This window comes from Eggerthia catenaformis OT 569 = DSM 20559, assembly GCF_000340375.1.
Lineage (GTDB): Bacteria > Bacillota_I > Bacilli_A > Erysipelotrichales > Coprobacillaceae > Eggerthia > Eggerthia catenaformis.
The window spans coordinates 323,484-340,665 of sequence record NZ_KB446646.1; the positions used below are offsets into that span (position 1 = coordinate 323,484).

At 32.7% G+C, this 17,182-nt stretch carries 16 protein-coding genes; 8 read left to right on the top strand and 8 right to left on the bottom strand.

Features of this window, described 5'->3' with window-relative positions:
* Positions 1–13: 13 nt before the first annotated feature.
* Positions 14–616: an immunity protein TriTu family protein gene (locus tag HMPREF9943_RS01530; protein ID WP_004801411.1), complete on the bottom strand. Its 603-nt coding sequence runs from the start codon at positions 614–616 to the stop codon at positions 14–16.
* 126 nt (positions 617–742) lie between these two features.
* On the opposite strand from HMPREF9943_RS01530, the gene HMPREF9943_RS01535 reads away from it, so the two are divergent.
* Positions 743–1,528: a metallophosphoesterase gene (locus HMPREF9943_RS01535; protein ID WP_004801414.1), complete on the top strand. Its 786-nt coding sequence runs from the start codon at positions 743–745 to the stop codon at positions 1,526–1,528.
* Between the two features lie 93 nt (positions 1,529–1,621).
* Here the strand turns inward: HMPREF9943_RS01535 and groL are convergent, their stop codons facing one another.
* The 6 genes from groL to HMPREF9943_RS01565 all read right to left on the bottom strand — a co-directional run bounded on the left by groL (position 1,622) and on the right by HMPREF9943_RS01565 (position 8,273).
* Positions 1,622–3,238 carry a chaperonin GroEL gene (gene groL / locus HMPREF9943_RS01540; protein WP_004801416.1) on the bottom strand — a complete coding sequence of 539 codons (1,617 nt, stop codon included), beginning with the start codon at positions 3,236–3,238 and terminating at the stop codon, positions 1,622–1,624.
* Between the two features lie 11 nt (positions 3,239–3,249).
* Entirely contained in the window at positions 3,250–3,513 is a 264-nt protein-coding gene (locus HMPREF9943_RS01545) for a co-chaperone GroES (RefSeq protein ID WP_004801417.1), read from the bottom strand.
* A 127-nt stretch (positions 3,514–3,640) separates the two neighbouring features.
* Positions 3,641–4,666 (bottom strand): lysylphosphatidylglycerol synthase transmembrane domain-containing protein, encoded by a 1,026-nt coding sequence (locus HMPREF9943_RS01550; RefSeq protein ID WP_004801419.1) that lies wholly within the window; start codon positions 4,664–4,666, stop codon positions 3,641–3,643.
* A 98-nt stretch (positions 4,667–4,764) separates the two neighbouring features.
* Complete coding sequence (locus HMPREF9943_RS01555) at positions 4,765–5,568, bottom strand: metallophosphoesterase (protein WP_004801420.1); 804 nt, start codon at positions 5,566–5,568, stop codon at positions 4,765–4,767.
* On the bottom strand, positions 5,565–7,301 hold the full coding sequence (gene rnjA, locus HMPREF9943_RS01560; protein ID WP_004801422.1) for a ribonuclease J1: 1,737 nt from the start codon (positions 7,299–7,301) through the stop codon (positions 5,565–5,567). Before rnjA ends, HMPREF9943_RS01555 begins: the two co-directional genes overlap by 4 nt.
* 111 nt (positions 7,302–7,412) lie before the next feature.
* On the bottom strand, positions 7,413–8,273 hold the full coding sequence (locus HMPREF9943_RS01565; RefSeq protein ID WP_004801424.1) for a DegV family protein: 861 nt from the start codon (positions 8,271–8,273) through the stop codon (positions 7,413–7,415).
* Between the two features lie 201 nt (positions 8,274–8,474).
* On the opposite strand from HMPREF9943_RS01565, the gene trxA reads away from it, so the two are divergent.
* Positions 8,475–8,780 (top strand): thioredoxin, encoded by a 306-nt coding sequence (gene trxA / locus HMPREF9943_RS01570; RefSeq protein ID WP_004801426.1) that lies wholly within the window; start codon positions 8,475–8,477, stop codon positions 8,778–8,780.
* Between the two features lie 103 nt (positions 8,781–8,883).
* Here trxA and HMPREF9943_RS01575 read toward each other — a convergent pair whose 3' ends face one another.
* Positions 8,884–9,468, bottom strand: coding sequence for a histidine phosphatase family protein (locus HMPREF9943_RS01575; RefSeq protein WP_004801428.1), 585 nt, complete (start codon positions 9,466–9,468; stop codon positions 8,884–8,886).
* A 306-nt stretch (positions 9,469–9,774) separates the two neighbouring features.
* Here HMPREF9943_RS01575 and HMPREF9943_RS01580 point away from each other — a divergent pair, with 306 nt between their 5' ends.
* The 6 genes from HMPREF9943_RS01580 (at position 9,775) to HMPREF9943_RS01605 (ending at position 17,052) form a co-directional block, all read left to right on the top strand.
* Positions 9,775–11,409: a peptide ABC transporter substrate-binding protein gene (locus HMPREF9943_RS01580; protein WP_004801430.1), complete on the top strand. Its 1,635-nt coding sequence runs from the start codon at positions 9,775–9,777 to the stop codon at positions 11,407–11,409.
* 81 nt (positions 11,410–11,490) lie between these two features.
* The gene (locus tag HMPREF9943_RS01585) at positions 11,491–12,435 is read left to right on the top strand and encodes an ABC transporter permease (protein ID WP_004801432.1); all 945 of its coding nucleotides are present in this window, start codon (positions 11,491–11,493) and stop codon (positions 12,433–12,435) included.
* 2 nt (positions 12,436–12,437) lie between these two features.
* Positions 12,438–13,364, top strand: a complete 927-nt coding sequence (locus HMPREF9943_RS01590; protein WP_004801434.1) for an ABC transporter permease — start codon at positions 12,438–12,440, stop codon at positions 13,362–13,364.
* Positions 13,364–14,455, top strand: a complete 1,092-nt coding sequence (locus HMPREF9943_RS01595) for an ABC transporter ATP-binding protein (protein WP_004801436.1) — start codon at positions 13,364–13,366, stop codon at positions 14,453–14,455. The genes HMPREF9943_RS01590 and HMPREF9943_RS01595 overlap by 1 nt, the downstream gene beginning before the upstream one ends.
* A complete protein-coding gene (locus HMPREF9943_RS01600) occupies positions 14,448–15,392 on the top strand; it encodes an ABC transporter ATP-binding protein (RefSeq protein WP_004801438.1) in 945 nt (314 codons plus the stop codon). Before HMPREF9943_RS01595 ends, HMPREF9943_RS01600 begins: the two co-directional genes overlap by 8 nt.
* Positions 15,393–15,567: 175 nt before the next feature.
* The gene (locus tag HMPREF9943_RS01605; RefSeq protein ID WP_004801440.1) at positions 15,568–17,052 is read left to right on the top strand and encodes an LCP family protein; all 1,485 of its coding nucleotides are present in this window, start codon (positions 15,568–15,570) and stop codon (positions 17,050–17,052) included.
* Positions 17,053–17,182: the final 130 nt, after the last annotated feature.

Here is a 17,182-nt window from a genome sequence, read left to right on the forward strand (position 1 = left end):
CAGTTTAGATGTTTTAAAGTTTATTAATATCTCTTTTAATAATAGAAATCATTTTTTGAGCATCTTTACTTCCATATATCAGAGGATCTATATCATAGATAGGAATAGAAACCTGAGATAAGAGAACAGGGTGCTTTAATTTAAGCTGTGGGGCTAAATAGAGTATATCTAACGGTAATGATAAATCATCTAATCCTAATGGGGTAATTATAAAGGTATTTTCTTCATATTTTAATATTTCTTTTATCATTGAGACAAAGCTTGATGAAGATAATCCATCATGTGATAAAATACCTATCTGATATTTCTTTGATTTATATTGCTTTAATAAAGCATACTGATATTCTTTAAACATTTCTAAGAAATGCCTATATGATTTAAACTGGTAATGAAGATAAAAGAGTATGTTATGATTCTGATCCAGAATTTGTTCTTCAATAATACCGTTATACCATAGTGTTATTCGTCCTTTTATATTTGTGATATCATATGTAATACGGCGACAGTATTTATTGTTTTTAGTGATAGCAACATGGATGGAATCCTCATCAGAGAATTGTATAAGAAGATAAGAAAAGAGATAATCAAATAGTGTTGTTTCTATAAAGTAATTCATATGCGGCTCCTTGATGATGTTATTTTAACATATGTTTATATTTGTAAAAAGTAGTTTACCGGTTTTATCATTTTGATTGAATACAAAATGGGATATGATAAAATAACTATAAAGAGGTGATGACACATGGGTAAAAAATATGTAATTTCTGATTTACATGGTCAGTTTGTGTTATTACAGCTGTTATTAGAAAAAATAGAGTTTTCTGCTGATGATGAGCTTTATATCTTAGGAGATATTATGGATAGGGGACCTAATAGTATTGATATATACTATTTTGTGAAGAGTATGCCTAATATTTATATGCTTAAAGGAAACCATGAGATTATGATGAGACAGGCTCTTGCGATGTCTTTAAAATATAATGATTTAGATGATGAAAGAAGCAATCCTTATCGTTTATGGAAACAAAATGGGGGATACAAGACAGTAGATAGTATTAGAGAATATTTACAGAAAGATCATATTCCGTATGATGAATATTTTGATATCAGAAAAGAGTTTGTTTTAGAGATGATAGAATTTATTGATTCATTACCTAGTTTTATAGAACTTGATTATCAGGGGAAGCATTATATTATGGTTCATGCCGGAGTTGATCCGGATTCTATTCGTATTGAAGATAATGATCCTGAATTAATGGCATGGATTAGAGAATATTTTTATTTAAGTGAATGTAATCCAAATTATATTTATTTATTTGGACATACACCATTATGTTTTATTAATGAAGATCATTCATTTAATATATGGCATGATCCCCAATGGCATAATAAGATAGGATTAGATGGCGGATTAGCTGTTGGAGATAGAGGACAGTTAAACTGTTTATGTCTGACAACAGGTGAAGAAATTGTCCTTCCTTATGCCTTGGGACAGGAAGAAGCTATTAAAAAGAGGTGTAAGAAATAGTAGTGAATATTAAAAAGTTTATAAAAGCAATAAAATATTGAAAGACTACAATTCATTATTTGCATAAAAAAATACCAGTTTAAACTGGTATTTTTAATACATTCCACCTGGCATTGACGGCATAGCCGGTGTTTCTTCTTTCTTAGGAAGATCAGCGACTCCGGCTTCAGTAGTAATAAATAAAGCACTGATGCTTGCTGCATTTAATAATGCACTTCTTGTTACTTTGGTAGGATCAATAATGCCTTGTTCAAACATATTAACCCAGATACCCTTCTTAGCATCAAAGCCCATATTTTTATTAGCTGTTTTCTGCTGATCAATAATATCTTCCGCATTATATCCGGCATTCTCAGCAATCTGTGATAATGGAGAGAATAAAGATTCTAAGACAATATTAATACCTTTCTGAACATCAACATTATCATCTTTTAAAACTGTCTTTAATTCTTTATAAGCTTCAATTAAAGCAGCTCCTCCACCCACAACAATACCTTCTTCAACAGCTGCTTTAGTTGCATTTAAAGCATCTTCAATACGAAGTTTCTTTTCTTTTAATTCACTTTCAGTTGTTGCACCAACCTTAATAGTAGCAACACCATTTGATAATTTACCAATACGTTCCTGTAAGCCTTTCTTTTGATAATCTTTAGCCGTTTCTAATTGAGCTTTAATTTCATTAATACGATTATCAATTGCTTCACTCTGCCCATAACCAATTAGAGTTGTATTATCTTTAGTAACTGATACTTTCTTAATAGTTCCTAAATCCTCTAAAGCAAGATCTGAAAGCTTCATATTAAGATCTTTATTATAGAACTTAGCTCCTGTTAAAATCGCAATATCTTCTAACATATCTTTCTGATTATCACCAAATCCCGGAGCTTTAGTTGCAACAACGTTAAATGTACCTCTCAGTTTATTTAATACTAAAGTAGAAATAACTTCATTTTCATAATCTTCAGCAATTAATAATAATGGTTTATTAGCCTGTACAACCTGTTCTAAGATAGGAAGAATCTCCTGTAAATTAGAAATCTTATGATTTGTAACTAAGATTAACGGACTATCTAAATCAACAGTCATCTTATCTGAATTAGAAACCATATATGGTGATACATACCCCTTATCATACTGTAAGCCTTCATTAACTTCTAATGAATCCTCAAATGAATTACTATCATCAACACTGATAATACCATCTCTTCCTACTTTATCCATTGCATGAGAGATTAATTCACCAATATGACTATCTCCGGAAGAAATAGATGCAACAGAAGCAATATCTTTAGAAGTTTCTACTTTTCTTGAGTTCTTTAATAAGATTTTAGCAACTTCTTTACCTGCTTTTTCAATACCTTCTCTTAATAATACAGGATTAGACCCTTTATCAACAGCCTTTAATCCTGCACTAATCATATATCTGGTAAGGATAGTAGCAGTTGTTGTACCATCACCGGCAACATCATTTGTATTATTGGCAGCTTCATAAACAAGCTTAGCACCCATATTCTCAAAGGCATCTTCTAATTCTATCTCTTTTGCAATACTTACACCATCATTAGTAATAAGCGGAGAGCCATAACTCTTTTCTAAGACAACATTACGCCCTTTAGGACCTAAAGTAATACTGACTGCATCAGCTAATGTATTGACTCCCTTAAGCATTGCTTTTCTGGCATCATTGCCATAACGTACTTCTTTTGCCATAATCATTCCTCCTAATCATCAAGTGAAGCTAAAATATCTTCTTCATCAATCACAATATAATCAATATCATCAACAGTAACTTTAGTACCGGAATACTGCTTAAAGACAACTTTGTCGCCCTCTTTAAGATCGCTTTCACATTTAGGACCGACAGCACATACTTTTCCTATGCTTGGCAGTTCCTTAGATTCTGTTGATAAAATAATACCGCTCGCTGTTTTTTGCTGAGCTTCTTCTTTTTGTAATACCACATTCTTATATAATGGTTTCAGCATCTCATTCACTCCTTTTAGCACTGATTATTTTTAAGTGCTAAAGATATTATAATCTATATTGGCACTTTGTCAACAGAAGTGCTAAAAGTTTTTTAAATATTTTAAAAGAGCCGATAACAAACCGGCTCTAATGCTTTGTTTTCTTTTTTGTATCCTTGGATGCCATAAAGACAGTTAATCCAAGAATTAATCCATAATAGAAGGAGAATACACGCCAGATAAACATGGAACTGCTGGCAGCAGTCTGTCCTAAGAAGCCAAAAAGAATCATATAAGAACCTTCACTACCGCCACTGGCACCGGGAATAGGGAGAAAGACATTAATCAGATTAATAATAGAAGCTAAACTGATAAAGTTAAAATACTGAGAAATACGAACAGGTATTCTTAATGCCAGACATGCAAAGAAAGGAACGGAGTACATAATCAGAAGCTTTACTAAGTTACACATACAGACTTTAAAAAATAGACGCTTATCTGATTGTAATAATTTAAGTTCTTTTCTAAACTCTTCAAAATATGTCTGAATTTTAGCACAGCTATCTTCATAATTCTTAATAATATGTATCTTAGCTAAAAATAATAGAACGGTATTAATTAAGAAGTTCTGGAATCGTTTAGAGGTAGCACCCAAGAATAGTGCAGCAGTCACAATAAAATTCACAAGAAATCCAATGGCTGCCATACTTGTTACAGCAAGACCTTCATGCATATAATAGCCGGCATGAACCAGCATAACTACTAAGGTAAATGAAATCAGTACAGTCTGGTAACTGATAAAGGCTAATAGTAATATTGATGAAGCAATAGTAGGGGGAATACCCTGATTATTAAAGACAAAGATTTGAACAAATTGTCCTCCGCTGCTTGATGGCGTTAAACCATTAAACAGGGTTCCGCTTAATCCATTAACCAAAGCCTGTTTAAAATTATAATCTTTTTTATAAACTTTACCAAAACATAATAGTGAATAAGCATCTACTAAGTAATAGGAAAGCATGTGTAAAGCCAGATAGATAAGCCAGATCAGATTGGCACTGCTGATGGCTTCTTTGACCTGCTGAAATTCTCCGCCAATTGAGAAATAAAGAGATATTCCGCTAATCAAAAGAATAAGTGCTATATTTATAAAATAGCTTTTTACACCTTTCATTGTTCTCACCTTCACTTATTATCATACTAAAAAAAAACCATTTATAGAAGTAAAATAATCAATCAATAAAAAAATAACGAAAGACATGAGTGCCTTCGTTAATTTTTTAAAGTAATGAGCAGTACTTCATTTTTTGCTAAAAACTTCATATGAAGATCTTTTTTTAGTCCAAGTCCATTACTGACTAAAAGCGTTGCTTTGTCTTTTTGATAAGAACCATGATGATAAGTCTTACAATGACTGTCTTTATAAAGACTGCCAATAAAAGGAAGATAGATATAACCTCCTCCGCTATGTCCTGATATATGAAGATCTTCCTGTTTAGAAGTTTCTTTAAAGAAATCAGGATAATGAGAGAGACTGACTGTATAATTTGTTGATTTGGTAAGAGGCTTGGTTGCCTGGATGCTGTAGCCTGTTAAAGTAATCTGAGATTTCTTATAATAAACAGTCCGGCTGGCATCACTTAAGACTTCAAAGCCTCCTTCATTTAAAATCTGTGTTACTTCACTTTTATGAGTCTGATCCTCATCTCCTAAAACTGCAAATTTACCATAGGAAGATTTTATGCTTTTAATTATCTTCTGTACTTTAGCAGCACTGATAATATCTTTCTCATAGAGGTCACCGCCAAAAAGCACCATATTATAATTCTTTTTATTAAGATCATCGGTAATCTTTTTAAATAAAGTAATATCCTGTTCACTTTTGAGATGCAGATCAGAGAAATAAGCAATAGTAAAGTTGTTAAAATCTTTAGGAAGTGTACTGCTTTTTATTTGAATATTATGAAAGGTATAGCCATTTGCTGAATAACCATATATAAAGAAAGAAACGATAACTAAAGCAATGACTGCAACAGCAATTAAAAATTTGTTTTTATATTTTCTTAATGTAGTCATGATTTCTTATTCATGATGACAGGAATGACCATAGGATGTCTTCTTGTTTTCTGATAGAAATAAGTCATTAATGTATCTCTGATTGTATTTTTTATTTCTGCAAATGTTGTTTTGCCTTTTAATTGCTGTGTCAATTTTTTACCTACAAGATTCTCTGCTTCATGAATCATTTCAGTGCTGTCTTTCATATAAACAAAACCGCGGCTCATAATAATAGGTCTATTAAGTAATGTACCGGCTCTTGAATCCATCGAAACCAGAACGGAAACCATACCGTCTTCACTTAATACTGTACGATCATGAAGAACACTTGTAGAAAGTCCGCTTAAATCATTGCCATCAACATAAATATCATCAGCATGAACACGTGGACCGGGGAATACTTCGTGATTCCTTAAGATAAGAGAATCACCATTTGAACAGATAAATGCATGATTGATATCTCCGCCAACTTCTTCATAAAGTCTTGAATGCACCACCAGCATCTTGTATTCGCCATGGATTGGGAAGAAATAATGAGGTCTTGTTAGTAGAAACATCAGTTTCATTTCTTCCTGTGAAGCATGTCCGGACGTATGCAGGTTAGAAATGGAAGAATTCTCTAAGACTTTAGCACCTGCACGGTAGAGCTTATTAATGACTCTATTAACGCTTGATTGATTACCGGGAATGGGATTACTTGAAAAAACAACGGTATCTCCCGGTTTTATTTTAATTTGTCTATGTGTACCGTTTGCAATTCTAGATAGAGCAGCTAATGCTTCACCTTGTGAGCCTGTACATAAAATCAGTATTTCATCATCAGAAAGATGCTTAGCCTCTTCATTGCTGATAAAGAAACGATCAGGACATTTGATATAGCCCAGCTTTCTTGAAATAGTAATATTGTTTTCCATTGAGCGTCCATAGACAAGAATCTTTCTATTAAATCTGACTGCTGCATCAATAATCTGCTGTACACGATGGATGTTAGAAGCAAAAGTAGCAACAATAATACGTCCTTCAGCTTTTCTGAATTCTTTTTGAACAGTTTGAGCGACTTTTTTCTCGCTGATGGAAAAGCTTGGAACTTCAGCATTGGTACTATCAGCTAATAAGAGATCAACACCTGTTTCTCCCATAAAAGAAATTCTCTGATAATCAGCTGCCTGGGCAACAGGAGTTAAATCAAATTTAAAATCACCTGTTTCCACAATACGTCCATTTTCAGTATTAATAATAACCCCCATTGCTTCAGGGATAGAATGATTAACATTAAAAAATCCTACACTGAAATGTTTTGTTTTAATCAAACTGTCACGATTAATTTGTACCAGCTTAGTTGCATTTGTTAATCTATGTTCTTCTAATTTCCTGCGAATCATAGCACATGCCAGTGGGGAAGCATAAATAATTGGAATAGGAACAATCTGTAATAAGAAAGGAATACCTCCGATATGATCCTCATGACCATGTGTGATAAATAATCCTTTAATTTTTTTACTATTATATTTAAGGTAACTGAAATCAGGAATAACATAATCAATACCCGGTAATCCTTCAGAGGCAAATTTTACACCGGCATCAATGACAATAATTTCATCATCCTGTTCAACAACATAACAGTTTTTTCCTACTTCATTTAAGCCTCCTAAAGCAAATATTCTGGTATCTGTTTTTTTTAAGCCGCTTTCATTATTTTGTTCATTTTTTGTAAATTTACGAGCATTGTTTTTACTCTTTGTAAGAGTCATATAATCACCTAGCTTTCTATATTATATATTATTATAAATATTATTTAATCTTCTTAACTGCATTTTAATATAATTATCAGACACATGCAAATAAAAAGGGAGTATTCTCCCTTAATCTGTAATCTTCTTGCAGGCGGCCAAAGCTAAAGAGCCCGGACCCACATGACATGAGACACTTAATGATAATGGGTGAACACTCACTTCATGTTTAAATTCTTCTTCTACCTGAGTCTTAAATTCAAGAGCTTCATTCAAATCATGAGTGTATGCAATATAGAGATGATAATTATCTGCCATATTCTTTTCTTTGAGATCTCTTTTGACACGATCAATCATAATACGTTTAGCTTTTTTAAGAGTACGTGAGGTATCACATTTATCAAGCTTTTCTCCTTGAATAGAAAGAATAGGTTTAATCTTTAATAATCCTCCCAGAGCAGCAGCAGCAGGAGTAATACGACCGCCTTTTTTCAAATAAGTAAGGGTATTAACAGTAATATAGATAGTAGCATTCATCTTATTATCCATTAATATATCATAAATCTCTTGACCGGTCTTTCCTGCTTCAGCAAGAGCTAAAGCATCATAAGCATCGCATCTTTGAGTGACAGATATTCTTTGTGAATCAACCACAAAGACTTTTCCTTTATACTTAGGATCATCAGCAACCATTATTGCAGTTTGACAGCTTCCGGATAATCCTGAACTCATTGGAATATGAACAATTTGATCATAGTCCTTTAATAGATGATCCCATTGCTTTGTTAAGTCACCAATTACAGGCTGTGATGTAAATACATCAGCATCATCATTTATTAATTTATCAAAGAATTCTTCTAAAGTTAAATTAATATCTTCCAGATAATCCTGTCCATTAATATTAACAGGCATAGGTAAGATAAAAATATGATTTTCTTTTCCTTCTTTCTGAGTTATTCCGGAATTACTATCAGTCATTATCGCTACTTTCATTTTTATCCCTCCTGCAATTTATTCTCATTTTATCGTAACTTTTAAATAAATCAATCATTTATTTTATGTAATGGATTACAATATATTCATATCTATATAGTATTCTACTAGAAAAAATCAGCTATGAAAAGAAAATCTTACCAATGCATATAAATTGCAATATATTGTTTTTTCAGTAATAATGTAATCGAGGTGATAAAAATGGAATACTTAAACACAAATAATTTACAAGAAAAGACAAGTCAGGGATTAGTATTGGTAGATTTCTTTGCTACATGGTGTGGACCATGTAAAATGATTGGTCCGGTCTTAGAACAGCTTGATAATGAAATAGAAGGATTAACAGTTTATAAGATTGATGTAGATGAGAATCCTGAAGCAGCTGCTAAGTATGGCGTACAATCTATTCCTAATTTAATCTTATTTAAAGATGGCGAAGCAGTAGATCAAATCATTGGCTTTACCAATAAAGAAGGACTCTTAAAGAAGATCAATCCTTATCTTTAAAAGATTTTGTAAAAAGCCGGAAAGTCTGATTTATTAAATAGATCATTCATTATGACTTGAAGAAAACTGATTCCTGTAGAATACAGGAGTCAGTTCTTTTATTTTAAAGAGATGAAAAATCATGAACAGTGATTTTCTGGCATGAAAAGATATCATTTTCATAAGAAAATTCCATGATTGAACAATTTTTGATTCCTCTTTGATACTGTACAATATTATATTTTTCCCAATATCGGCAGAATTGAGCACAAGCCGCTCCATGACTGACGATTAAAATAGACTGAGAGGAATCGTTTTTAGCGATATTTATGATAGTAGAGACAATTCTTTTTTGAAAGTCTTTTTCTTTTTCACCGCCGTAGTATTCAAAGAAGTCACCATATGGAAGCACAGGATTAAGACATTCATCCTTTCCTTCAAAGGCTCCAAAGTTCCATTCTTTGAGACCTTTAAGGCGCTGATATTTGATAGTGGAGCCGGTAATAATTTCTAAGGTATCAGAGGCTCTTTCACTGGTAGAGCAATAAGCACTGTTAAAAGTGATACCTTCATTTTTAAACCATTGAGAAGCTATTTCCGCTTGCTTTATACCTTTTTGAGTTAAAGGAGAATCACACCATCCTTGGATTTTATGTTGAGTATTAAATAATGTTTCTCCGTGTCTTAATAAATAAATTGTTTTTTTCATTTTGAATCCTCCTTATTCCACATTATAACATTTTATTGCATTATGATAAATTATTTATTTGCCTTTAAAGAGTTATCATGTTAAGAAAAGTAAGTCTTTATTTCTATAATTTTAAGTAAATTATATACAATTAATAATTAAATAATCATTTATTTGTTTTTATCCAAAATTAAATTAAATTTACTATTGAAATATCTAAATTTAATTTAATAATTTTGTTGACATGTATTTATATTAGTTGTATATTGTCTATATGGTAAATTTTAGGTACCATATTAATTCATAAAATCAATTGGAGGAAAATTTATGAAGATGTTAAAACGTAGTGCTGCTATTGTATTATCAGCAGCAATGTTAGCAGGCTGTGGTTCTTCTAAGTCTGATTCTAAAGATACTTTCAGATTTGCTTCAGAATTAGATATCTTAGGTATGGATTCAACAGTTGTTGATGATGGTATGTCATTTACTGCATTACATGCTGTTACTGAAGGTCTTATGGGACTTGATAAAGATGGAAAGCAGACTAATGCATTAGCTAAGTCTTATACTTTAAGTGATGATAGAAAAACATATACATTTACTTTAAGAGATGCTAAATGGTCAAATGGTGATGCTGTTACAGCTAAAGACTTTGTTTATGCATGGCAGAGAATCCTAAAGAATTCCGGTAAGTATTCTTATATGTATGGTGACGAAGGTGCCAATATTAAGAATGCTAATGTGTTAAAGGCTAAAGGACCAAAAGCAACTCAGGCTGAATTAGATACTTTAGGTGTTAAGGCTAAGGATGATAAGACTTTAGTTGTAGAATTAGCTGCACCTGTTCCTTATTTCTTAGAGTTAATGACATTCCCATGTTATTATCCAATCAATCAGAAGTTTGCTGAAAAAGCCGGTAAGAAATATGGAACTGCACCTGAATATGTATTATCTAATGGTGCTTTTAAGATGACTAAGTGGACAAAAGGTAAGTCTGCTGATTTTGAAAAGAATGAAAGCTATTATAATGCTTCAGCTGTTAAGATGAAGAATTTACATATGGATTTAGCTGTTAAGCCTCAGGCTGCCAGTGCCAGCTTTGATTCCGGAAGTACTGATTTTGCGATTATTTCATCTGAATTAGTTGATAAGTATAAAGGTAAAGATACTTATGTACAGTATAATGAAGGTTATTTATGGTATCTCGAACCAAATCATGATATCAAGGATGCTGCTAAGAAAAAAGCTATGGCTAATGTTAATATTCGTAAAGCTTTATCTTATGCGATTGATAGAGATTCATTAACTTCTAAAGTATTAAAAGATGGTTCTAAGGCTGCTACCGGATTTGTTCCGGCACAGTTATCACAGAATGCTAAGGGAGAAGATTTCCGTAAGCTTGCCGGTTCTTTTACTTCTTATGATGTTAAGAAAGCTCAGGAATACTTTGATGCCGGTTTAAAAGAATTAGGCGTATCTTCTTTGACATTTGAGTTCTTATATGGTAATGATGAATCTCCGGCTGATAAGGTTGCTGAATATTTACAGACTAATTTTGCTAAGATTAAAGGCTTAAAGATTGAAATGAAAGCTACGACTAAGAAAGACCGTATTGATAATCGTATGGTTGGCGGTAGATTTGATTTTGCATTAACTAGATGGGGTCCGGATTATGCTGATCCGACAACTTATCTGAACTTAATGTCTACAGGTAATAATAATAACTACGGTAAATATAGTAATGCTAAATATGATGCTTTAATGAAACAGGTACGTACGGAAACAAATGCTGATAAGCGTTATGAATTAATGATTCAGGCTGAAAAAGTAGCTATGGATGAATTAGGAAATATTCCTGTCTTTGAAAAAGGCGGTTCTGCTTTAAAAGCAACAAATACAAGCGGTGTTATCACTAAAGCAGTTGGTGTACCAAACACATTTACTTATGTAGAAAAAAAATAGTGATGAAAAAAATAGTAAGTAAACACATTATAGCTCTTGCTATAATGTGTTTCTTTATTGAAAAAGAAAGGAATGAAAAAAATGGATAAATCCATGTTAAAGTATATTGGAAAGCGTCTTTTGATTTCGGCAATAACGCTTTTCGTCATACTTTTTGTCTTGTTTTTAATGACAAGATTGATGCCCGGTTCTCCTTTTAACTCAGAAAAATTAAGCAGAGATCAGATAGCTATTTTAAATGCTAAATATGGCTTGGATAAACCTGTTATTGTACAGTTTTTTGCTTATCTTTCTAATATGATTAAAGGTGATTTTGGGGTATCTTATCAGCTTTATCCTGATCAGTCAGTTGCTGAACTGGTTATGGATCGTGCGAAAATATCATTTATTTATGGTATTGCAGCAACATTATTTGGAACAATTGTGGGTATGGCTTTAGGTATTTTTGCAGCCTTAAAGAGAAACACTATCTGGGACACAATCGCAACGGTTATTTCAGTATTAGGTGTTTCAATTCCTTCATTTGTATTTGCTTTACTGATGGTTATTCTTTTTGGTGTAAATCTGCAATGGGCTCCTGTTGCTTATAATGAAGCACAGCCGATTACATCCTCAGTTTTACCGGTACTGGCTTTATCAATGAGTGTTATTGCAAATGTTGCTCGTTTTACAAGAACAGAAATGATTTCAGTATTAGGCAGTGAGTATATTACTCTGGCAATGGCTAAAGGATTAGATCAGAAGACTCTTATTTTACGTCATGCTTTGAGAAATGCTTTGATTCCGGTTATTACTATTCTTGGACCGATTTTGGTTAATTTAATGACCGGTACAATGGTTGTTGAACAGATATGCGGAGTACCGGGACTGGGAACAATTCTTATTAATTCTATTCATGCAAATGACTATAACATTATTATGGCATGTTCATTCTTATATGCAGCTATGTATATTTTAATTGTTTTAGCTATTGATGTTTCTTATGGATTTATTGATCCGCGTATTAGACTTGGGAAAGGAGAATAATCATGAAGAATATTGAATTTTTACCTGATGATTTTGAATTAGTCGGGGATAAACAAAATATTGCGATTGATCAGGTTGCTCCTGCTAAACCTCAGTGGAGAGACATATTGGATCGTTTTAAAGAGAATAAGGGGGCTTTAATCGGTATTGCTCTTATTGTGATTATTGCTTTATTGGCAATTGTTGTTCCAATATTTTCTCATTATCATTATGATGAATCAAATACTTCAATTACTAATCTGGCACCAAGTTTGGAGCACTTATTTGGAACCGACTATTTAGGACGTGATTTATGGGTTCGTACATGGCAGGGAACTCGTTATTCTTTAATTATTGCGGTTGTAGCAGTTATTATTGATGTTGTGATTGGGATTACATACGGTATGATTTCCGGTTATTTTGGCGGAATGATAGATTCTGTTATGCAAAGAATTCAGGAGATTATTAATTCCATTCCGACATTAGTTGTTTTAATTATTTTATTAACTATTTTAAAGCCAAACCTGACAACAGTTATTATTGCTTTAATCTTTACCGAATGGATTCCTATGTCTCGTATTACACGTGCACAGGTTTTAAAGGTCAAGGAAGATGAGTTTGTATTAGCATCCAGAACTCTAGGAGCCGGACATTTCTTTATTTTATTTAAGGAAATATTACCAAATATTGTTTCACAGTTAATTATTAATTCCATGATGACCATTCCCAATGCTATTTTCTATGAAGCTTATTTAGCCTTTGTCGGCTTAGGTCTTACAAAGCCGTTAGCTTCTTTAGGTACATTGATCAATGATGGATTCCAATATTTCCAGGTACATCCTCATGCTATGGTTATTCCGGCTATTGTTATGGCGGTGCTGATGTTAAGTTTTAACTTATTTGGAGATGGCTTAAGAGATGCTTTAGATCCAACAATGAAGGAGATGTAATGATGGCAAGAGAAAGAGTATTAAAAATTCGCAATTTAAATATTTCCTTTAAGACTGATGGCTCTAATGTTTCTGCCATTCGTGGTGTTAACTTAGATCTGTATAAAGGTGAGACTATTGCTATAGTAGGTGAATCCGGATCCGGTAAATCAGTAACGACTAAAGCAATTATGGGAATCTTAGCGAAGAACGGAAGTATTGATAGCGGAAGTATTGAATATACATGGGAAGATCCTAAGACTCATGAAAAGATTACTAAAGATGTTGTTAAATTGAGTGAGAAAGAGATTCAGAAGGAAATTCGTGGACGTAAGATTGCTATGGTTTTTCAGGATCCTATGACATCACTTGATCCTACAATGACAATCGGGAAACAGGTCATGGAGCCAATGATGTATCATTATGGAACATCAAAAGAAGAAGCATGGAATAAAGCTGTTGAATTATTAAAAGAAGTAGGTATTACAGATGCTCAGGCACGTATGAAAGCTTATCCTCATCAGTTATCAGGAGGTATGAGACAGCGTGTTGTTATTGCAATCGCATTATCATGTGATCCTTATGTTCTTATTTGTGATGAGCCGACAACTGCCCTGGATGTAACAATTCAGGCAAAAATTCTTGAATTGATTCAAGAGCTTCAAAAGAAAAAAGACTTATCAGTTATCTATATTACTCATGACTTAGGTGTTGTTGCTAAAGTTGCAGACTTTGTTAATGTTATGTATGCCGGAAAAATCATTGAAACAGGACAGATTGATGAAGTCTTCTATGATCCCCGTCATCCCTATACATGGGGCTTATTATCAGCTATGCCTGATTTAGATACTGATGATGAGGAATTATATACTATTCCGGGATCACCTCCTAATTTAACATTAAAAGTAAAAGGAGATGCTTTTGCTCCTAGAAACAAGTTTGCTTTGAATATTGATTTAAGAGAAGAACCGCCAATGTTCAATGTTGAAGGTTCTAATTCTCATAGAGTTGCATCATGGCTGATGCATGAAAAGGCACCTCATATTGAAATGCCTGAAACTTTAAAAAAGAGAATTGATAAGATGAAGAAAGAAGGTGTAGTCAATGGATAACACTACTCCTATTCTAGAGGTTAGAAATTTAAAACAGCATTTTAGAGTAAGCAGAAAGTTTACTGTTAAAGCGGTAGATGGTATTTCATTTACAATCATGCCGGGAGAAACATATGGCTTGGTTGGTGAATCAGGGTCCGGTAAATCTACTACAGGGCGTTCTATTATTCGTCTTTATGATCCGACTGAAGGACAGATTATCTTTGAAGGAGAAGATATTTCCGGAAAAATGAGTCATAAAGCTATTAAAACTTTACGTACAAAGATGGCTATGATTTTTCAGGATCCAATGGCTTGTTTAAATCCACGTAAAAAAGTATTAGATATTATTGCTCAGGGATTAGATATTCATCATGCCTATGAGTCTGTTGAAGAAAGAAATGAAAAAGTATATAAGATGTTAGAGATGGTTGGATTATCACGTGAACATGCTTCACGTTATCCTCATCAGTTTTCCGGAGGACAGAGACAGCGTATTGGTATTGCACGTGCATTAATCTTAAATCCTGATTTAATTATTGCTGATGAAGCTATTTCAGCATTGGATGTTTCTATTCAGGCACAGGTTGTTAATCTAATGAAGCATATGCAAAAAGAAACAGGTGCTGCTTATCTGTTCATTGCTCATGATTTATCAATGGTTAAATATATCAGTGATAGAATTGGGGTATTACATTTAGGACATTTAGTTGAAACAGGAACAGCAGAAGAGATCTTTGCCAATCCATTACATCCTTATACAAAATCTTTATTATCAGCTATTCCTCATCCAAATCCAAGAGTAGAAAAGACAAGAAAATCTTTTACTTATAGTTATGAAGAAAGCGGGTTGGATTATGAAGCGGGGATAGAACATAAAGTTTCTGATACTCATTCAGTATTAGCAACAGATGAAGAATTTGCACAGTTTTTAAAGGATGCTCATAAGAGTATATAAATTCCCATTGCTTAATGGGAATTTTTTATAACCGGTTTTCTATTTTAATTTGATATAAAAAATATTGATTATAAGAATTGTTTGGTATAGAATAACACTGTTTAAATTTATCTTTTTAAATAGGTACTTTAAGAGTACAATGAGAGTAAGCAGTAGTTTATTTATGGAGGATATTATGAATAAGAATTTTAAAGGAATATCGGTATGGCTTATTGTTTTAACTATTCAGTTTATTGCATCAGCTGCTTTAGTTTATTTTGTAGTAAAGCTGGGTTTATTACCGGCACTATATGAAGCTATTTTAGCTGTAGTATTAGTTGTATTATTCATTATTAACTTTTTCTTTGCTAAACCGGTAAAGAAAATAGGTAAACATGCTAAAACACCTATTAGACCGTTAATAGGAAAGATTGTTTCATTATTATTAAGTATTTTGCTTATTGTGGCTTCATCCATGGTTGCCAGAGGTGGAAATGCCTTAAGTAAAATTACCGGACAGAATGTTCAGACAACAACATTTCAAATGATTGTTTTAAAAGATAGTAAATATCAGAAAATTGAAGATTTAAAAGATAAGACGATAGGTGTAACACCGGATGTTAATGCTAAAAAATATGAAAAAGCAGAAGCAGCTTTAAAAGACAAGATTACTTTTAAAACAAAATCATATACTTCATTTGAAGAATTAGGAAAAGATTTCTATGCCGGTAAAATAGATGCTATCTTCATTGATTCTGCCTATGATACATTATTATTAGAAGATCATCCATCATTTGAGTCAGAAACAAGAATCATCTGGTCATATGAGATCAAGGAAACTACTAACCAAGGAACTGCAAATAAAAATATCACAAAAGAAGCTTTTACTGTTTTAATCAGCGGTGTTGATTCAAGAGGAAGTGTTTCATCAACTTCTCGTTCTGATGTAGATATGTTAGTGACAGTTAATCCTAAGACAGAACAGGTATTAATGACAAGTATTCCAAGAGATTATTTTGTACCGCTTGCTAATTCAGGAAAGAAAGATAAATTAACACATTCCGGATTATTTGGTACAGAGAATGTTGTTAAGACAATTGAAAACTTTATGAATGTTCAGATTGACTATTATGCAAGAGTTAATTTTAAATCTGTAGAGAAGATTGTAGACGCTTTAGGCGGTATTGATGTTTATTCAGATAAAAGTTATGTCCCTTGGACAAATAAAAGCATTAGAATACCGAAAGGCAATGTTCATATGAATGGTAAAATGGCATTAGCATTTGCTAGAGAAAGACATGCCTATAATGATGGTGATGCTCATCGAGCACAGAATCAGCAGGATGTCTTAAAAGCTATTATCAGTAAGATGAGTTCACCATCTATCTTAACCGGATATGGTAAATTATTAGATGCTGTTGAAGGATGTTTCCAGACAAATATGCAGGATTCTAAAATCAAGGATCTTGTTAATATGCAGCTTGATAAAGGTATTAAATGGGATTTCCAGACAACTATTCTAACAGGTACCGGTAAATTAATGACAGGTGGTGCAATGATGCCTAATAGAAAACTTTATTATTTAATTCCTAATCAGCAAAGCATTATAACTAATAGTAATTATATTAAACAAATGAAAAAAGATGAAAGAATTAACATCAAAACTAAAAAATTATCTTAAAAAGCATACCATATGGTATGCTTTTTAATCATTTGATAGTAATTTTTCCTTCAAGATAAGGTCCATCACCGTTAACCTGCTCATAGTCCACCTCATCATCAACTACAGTTGCAGAAAAACCGGTATCTAC

Excerpts from the sequence above, each read along its gene's own strand:
- HMPREF9943_RS01600 (WP_004801438.1), top strand. The coding sequence starts at position 14,448 with ATGGATAACACTACTCCTATTCTAGAGGTTAGAAATTTAAAACAGCAT.
- HMPREF9943_RS01585 (WP_004801432.1), top strand. The coding sequence starts at position 11,491 with ATGGATAAATCCATGTTAAAGTATATTGGAAAGCGTCTTTTGATTTCG.
- HMPREF9943_RS01605 (WP_004801440.1), top strand. The coding sequence starts at position 15,568 with ATGAATAAGAATTTTAAAGGAATATCGGTATGGCTTATTGTTTTAACT.
- HMPREF9943_RS01555 (WP_004801420.1), bottom strand. The coding sequence starts at position 5,568 with ATGACTACATTAAGAAAATATAAAAACAAATTTTTAATTGCTGTTGCA.
- HMPREF9943_RS01595 (WP_004801436.1), top strand. The coding sequence starts at position 13,364 with ATGATGGCAAGAGAAAGAGTATTAAAAATTCGCAATTTAAATATTTCC.
- HMPREF9943_RS01535 (WP_004801414.1), top strand. The coding sequence starts at position 743 with ATGGGTAAAAAATATGTAATTTCTGATTTACATGGTCAGTTTGTGTTA.
- HMPREF9943_RS01545 (WP_004801417.1), bottom strand. The coding sequence starts at position 3,513 with ATGCTGAAACCATTATATAAGAATGTGGTATTACAAAAAGAAGAAGCT.
- HMPREF9943_RS01550 (WP_004801419.1), bottom strand. The coding sequence starts at position 4,666 with ATGAAAGGTGTAAAAAGCTATTTTATAAATATAGCACTTATTCTTTTG.
- HMPREF9943_RS01575 (WP_004801428.1), bottom strand. The coding sequence starts at position 9,468 with ATGAAAAAAACAATTTATTTATTAAGACACGGAGAAACATTATTTAAT.
- trxA (WP_004801426.1), top strand. The coding sequence starts at position 8,475 with ATGGAATACTTAAACACAAATAATTTACAAGAAAAGACAAGTCAGGGA.
- HMPREF9943_RS01580 (WP_004801430.1), top strand. The coding sequence starts at position 9,775 with ATGAAGATGTTAAAACGTAGTGCTGCTATTGTATTATCAGCAGCAATG.
- rnjA (WP_004801422.1), bottom strand. The coding sequence starts at position 7,301 with ATGACTCTTACAAAGAGTAAAAACAATGCTCGTAAATTTACAAAAAAT.
- HMPREF9943_RS01590 (WP_004801434.1), top strand. The coding sequence starts at position 12,438 with ATGAAGAATATTGAATTTTTACCTGATGATTTTGAATTAGTCGGGGAT.
- HMPREF9943_RS01565 (WP_004801424.1), bottom strand. The coding sequence starts at position 8,273 with ATGAAAGTAGCGATAATGACTGATAGTAATTCCGGAATAACTCAGAAA.
- groL (WP_004801416.1), bottom strand. The coding sequence starts at position 3,238 with ATGGCAAAAGAAGTACGTTATGGCAATGATGCCAGAAAAGCAATGCTT.
- HMPREF9943_RS01530 (WP_004801411.1), bottom strand. The coding sequence starts at position 616 with ATGAATTACTTTATAGAAACAACACTATTTGATTATCTCTTTTCTTAT.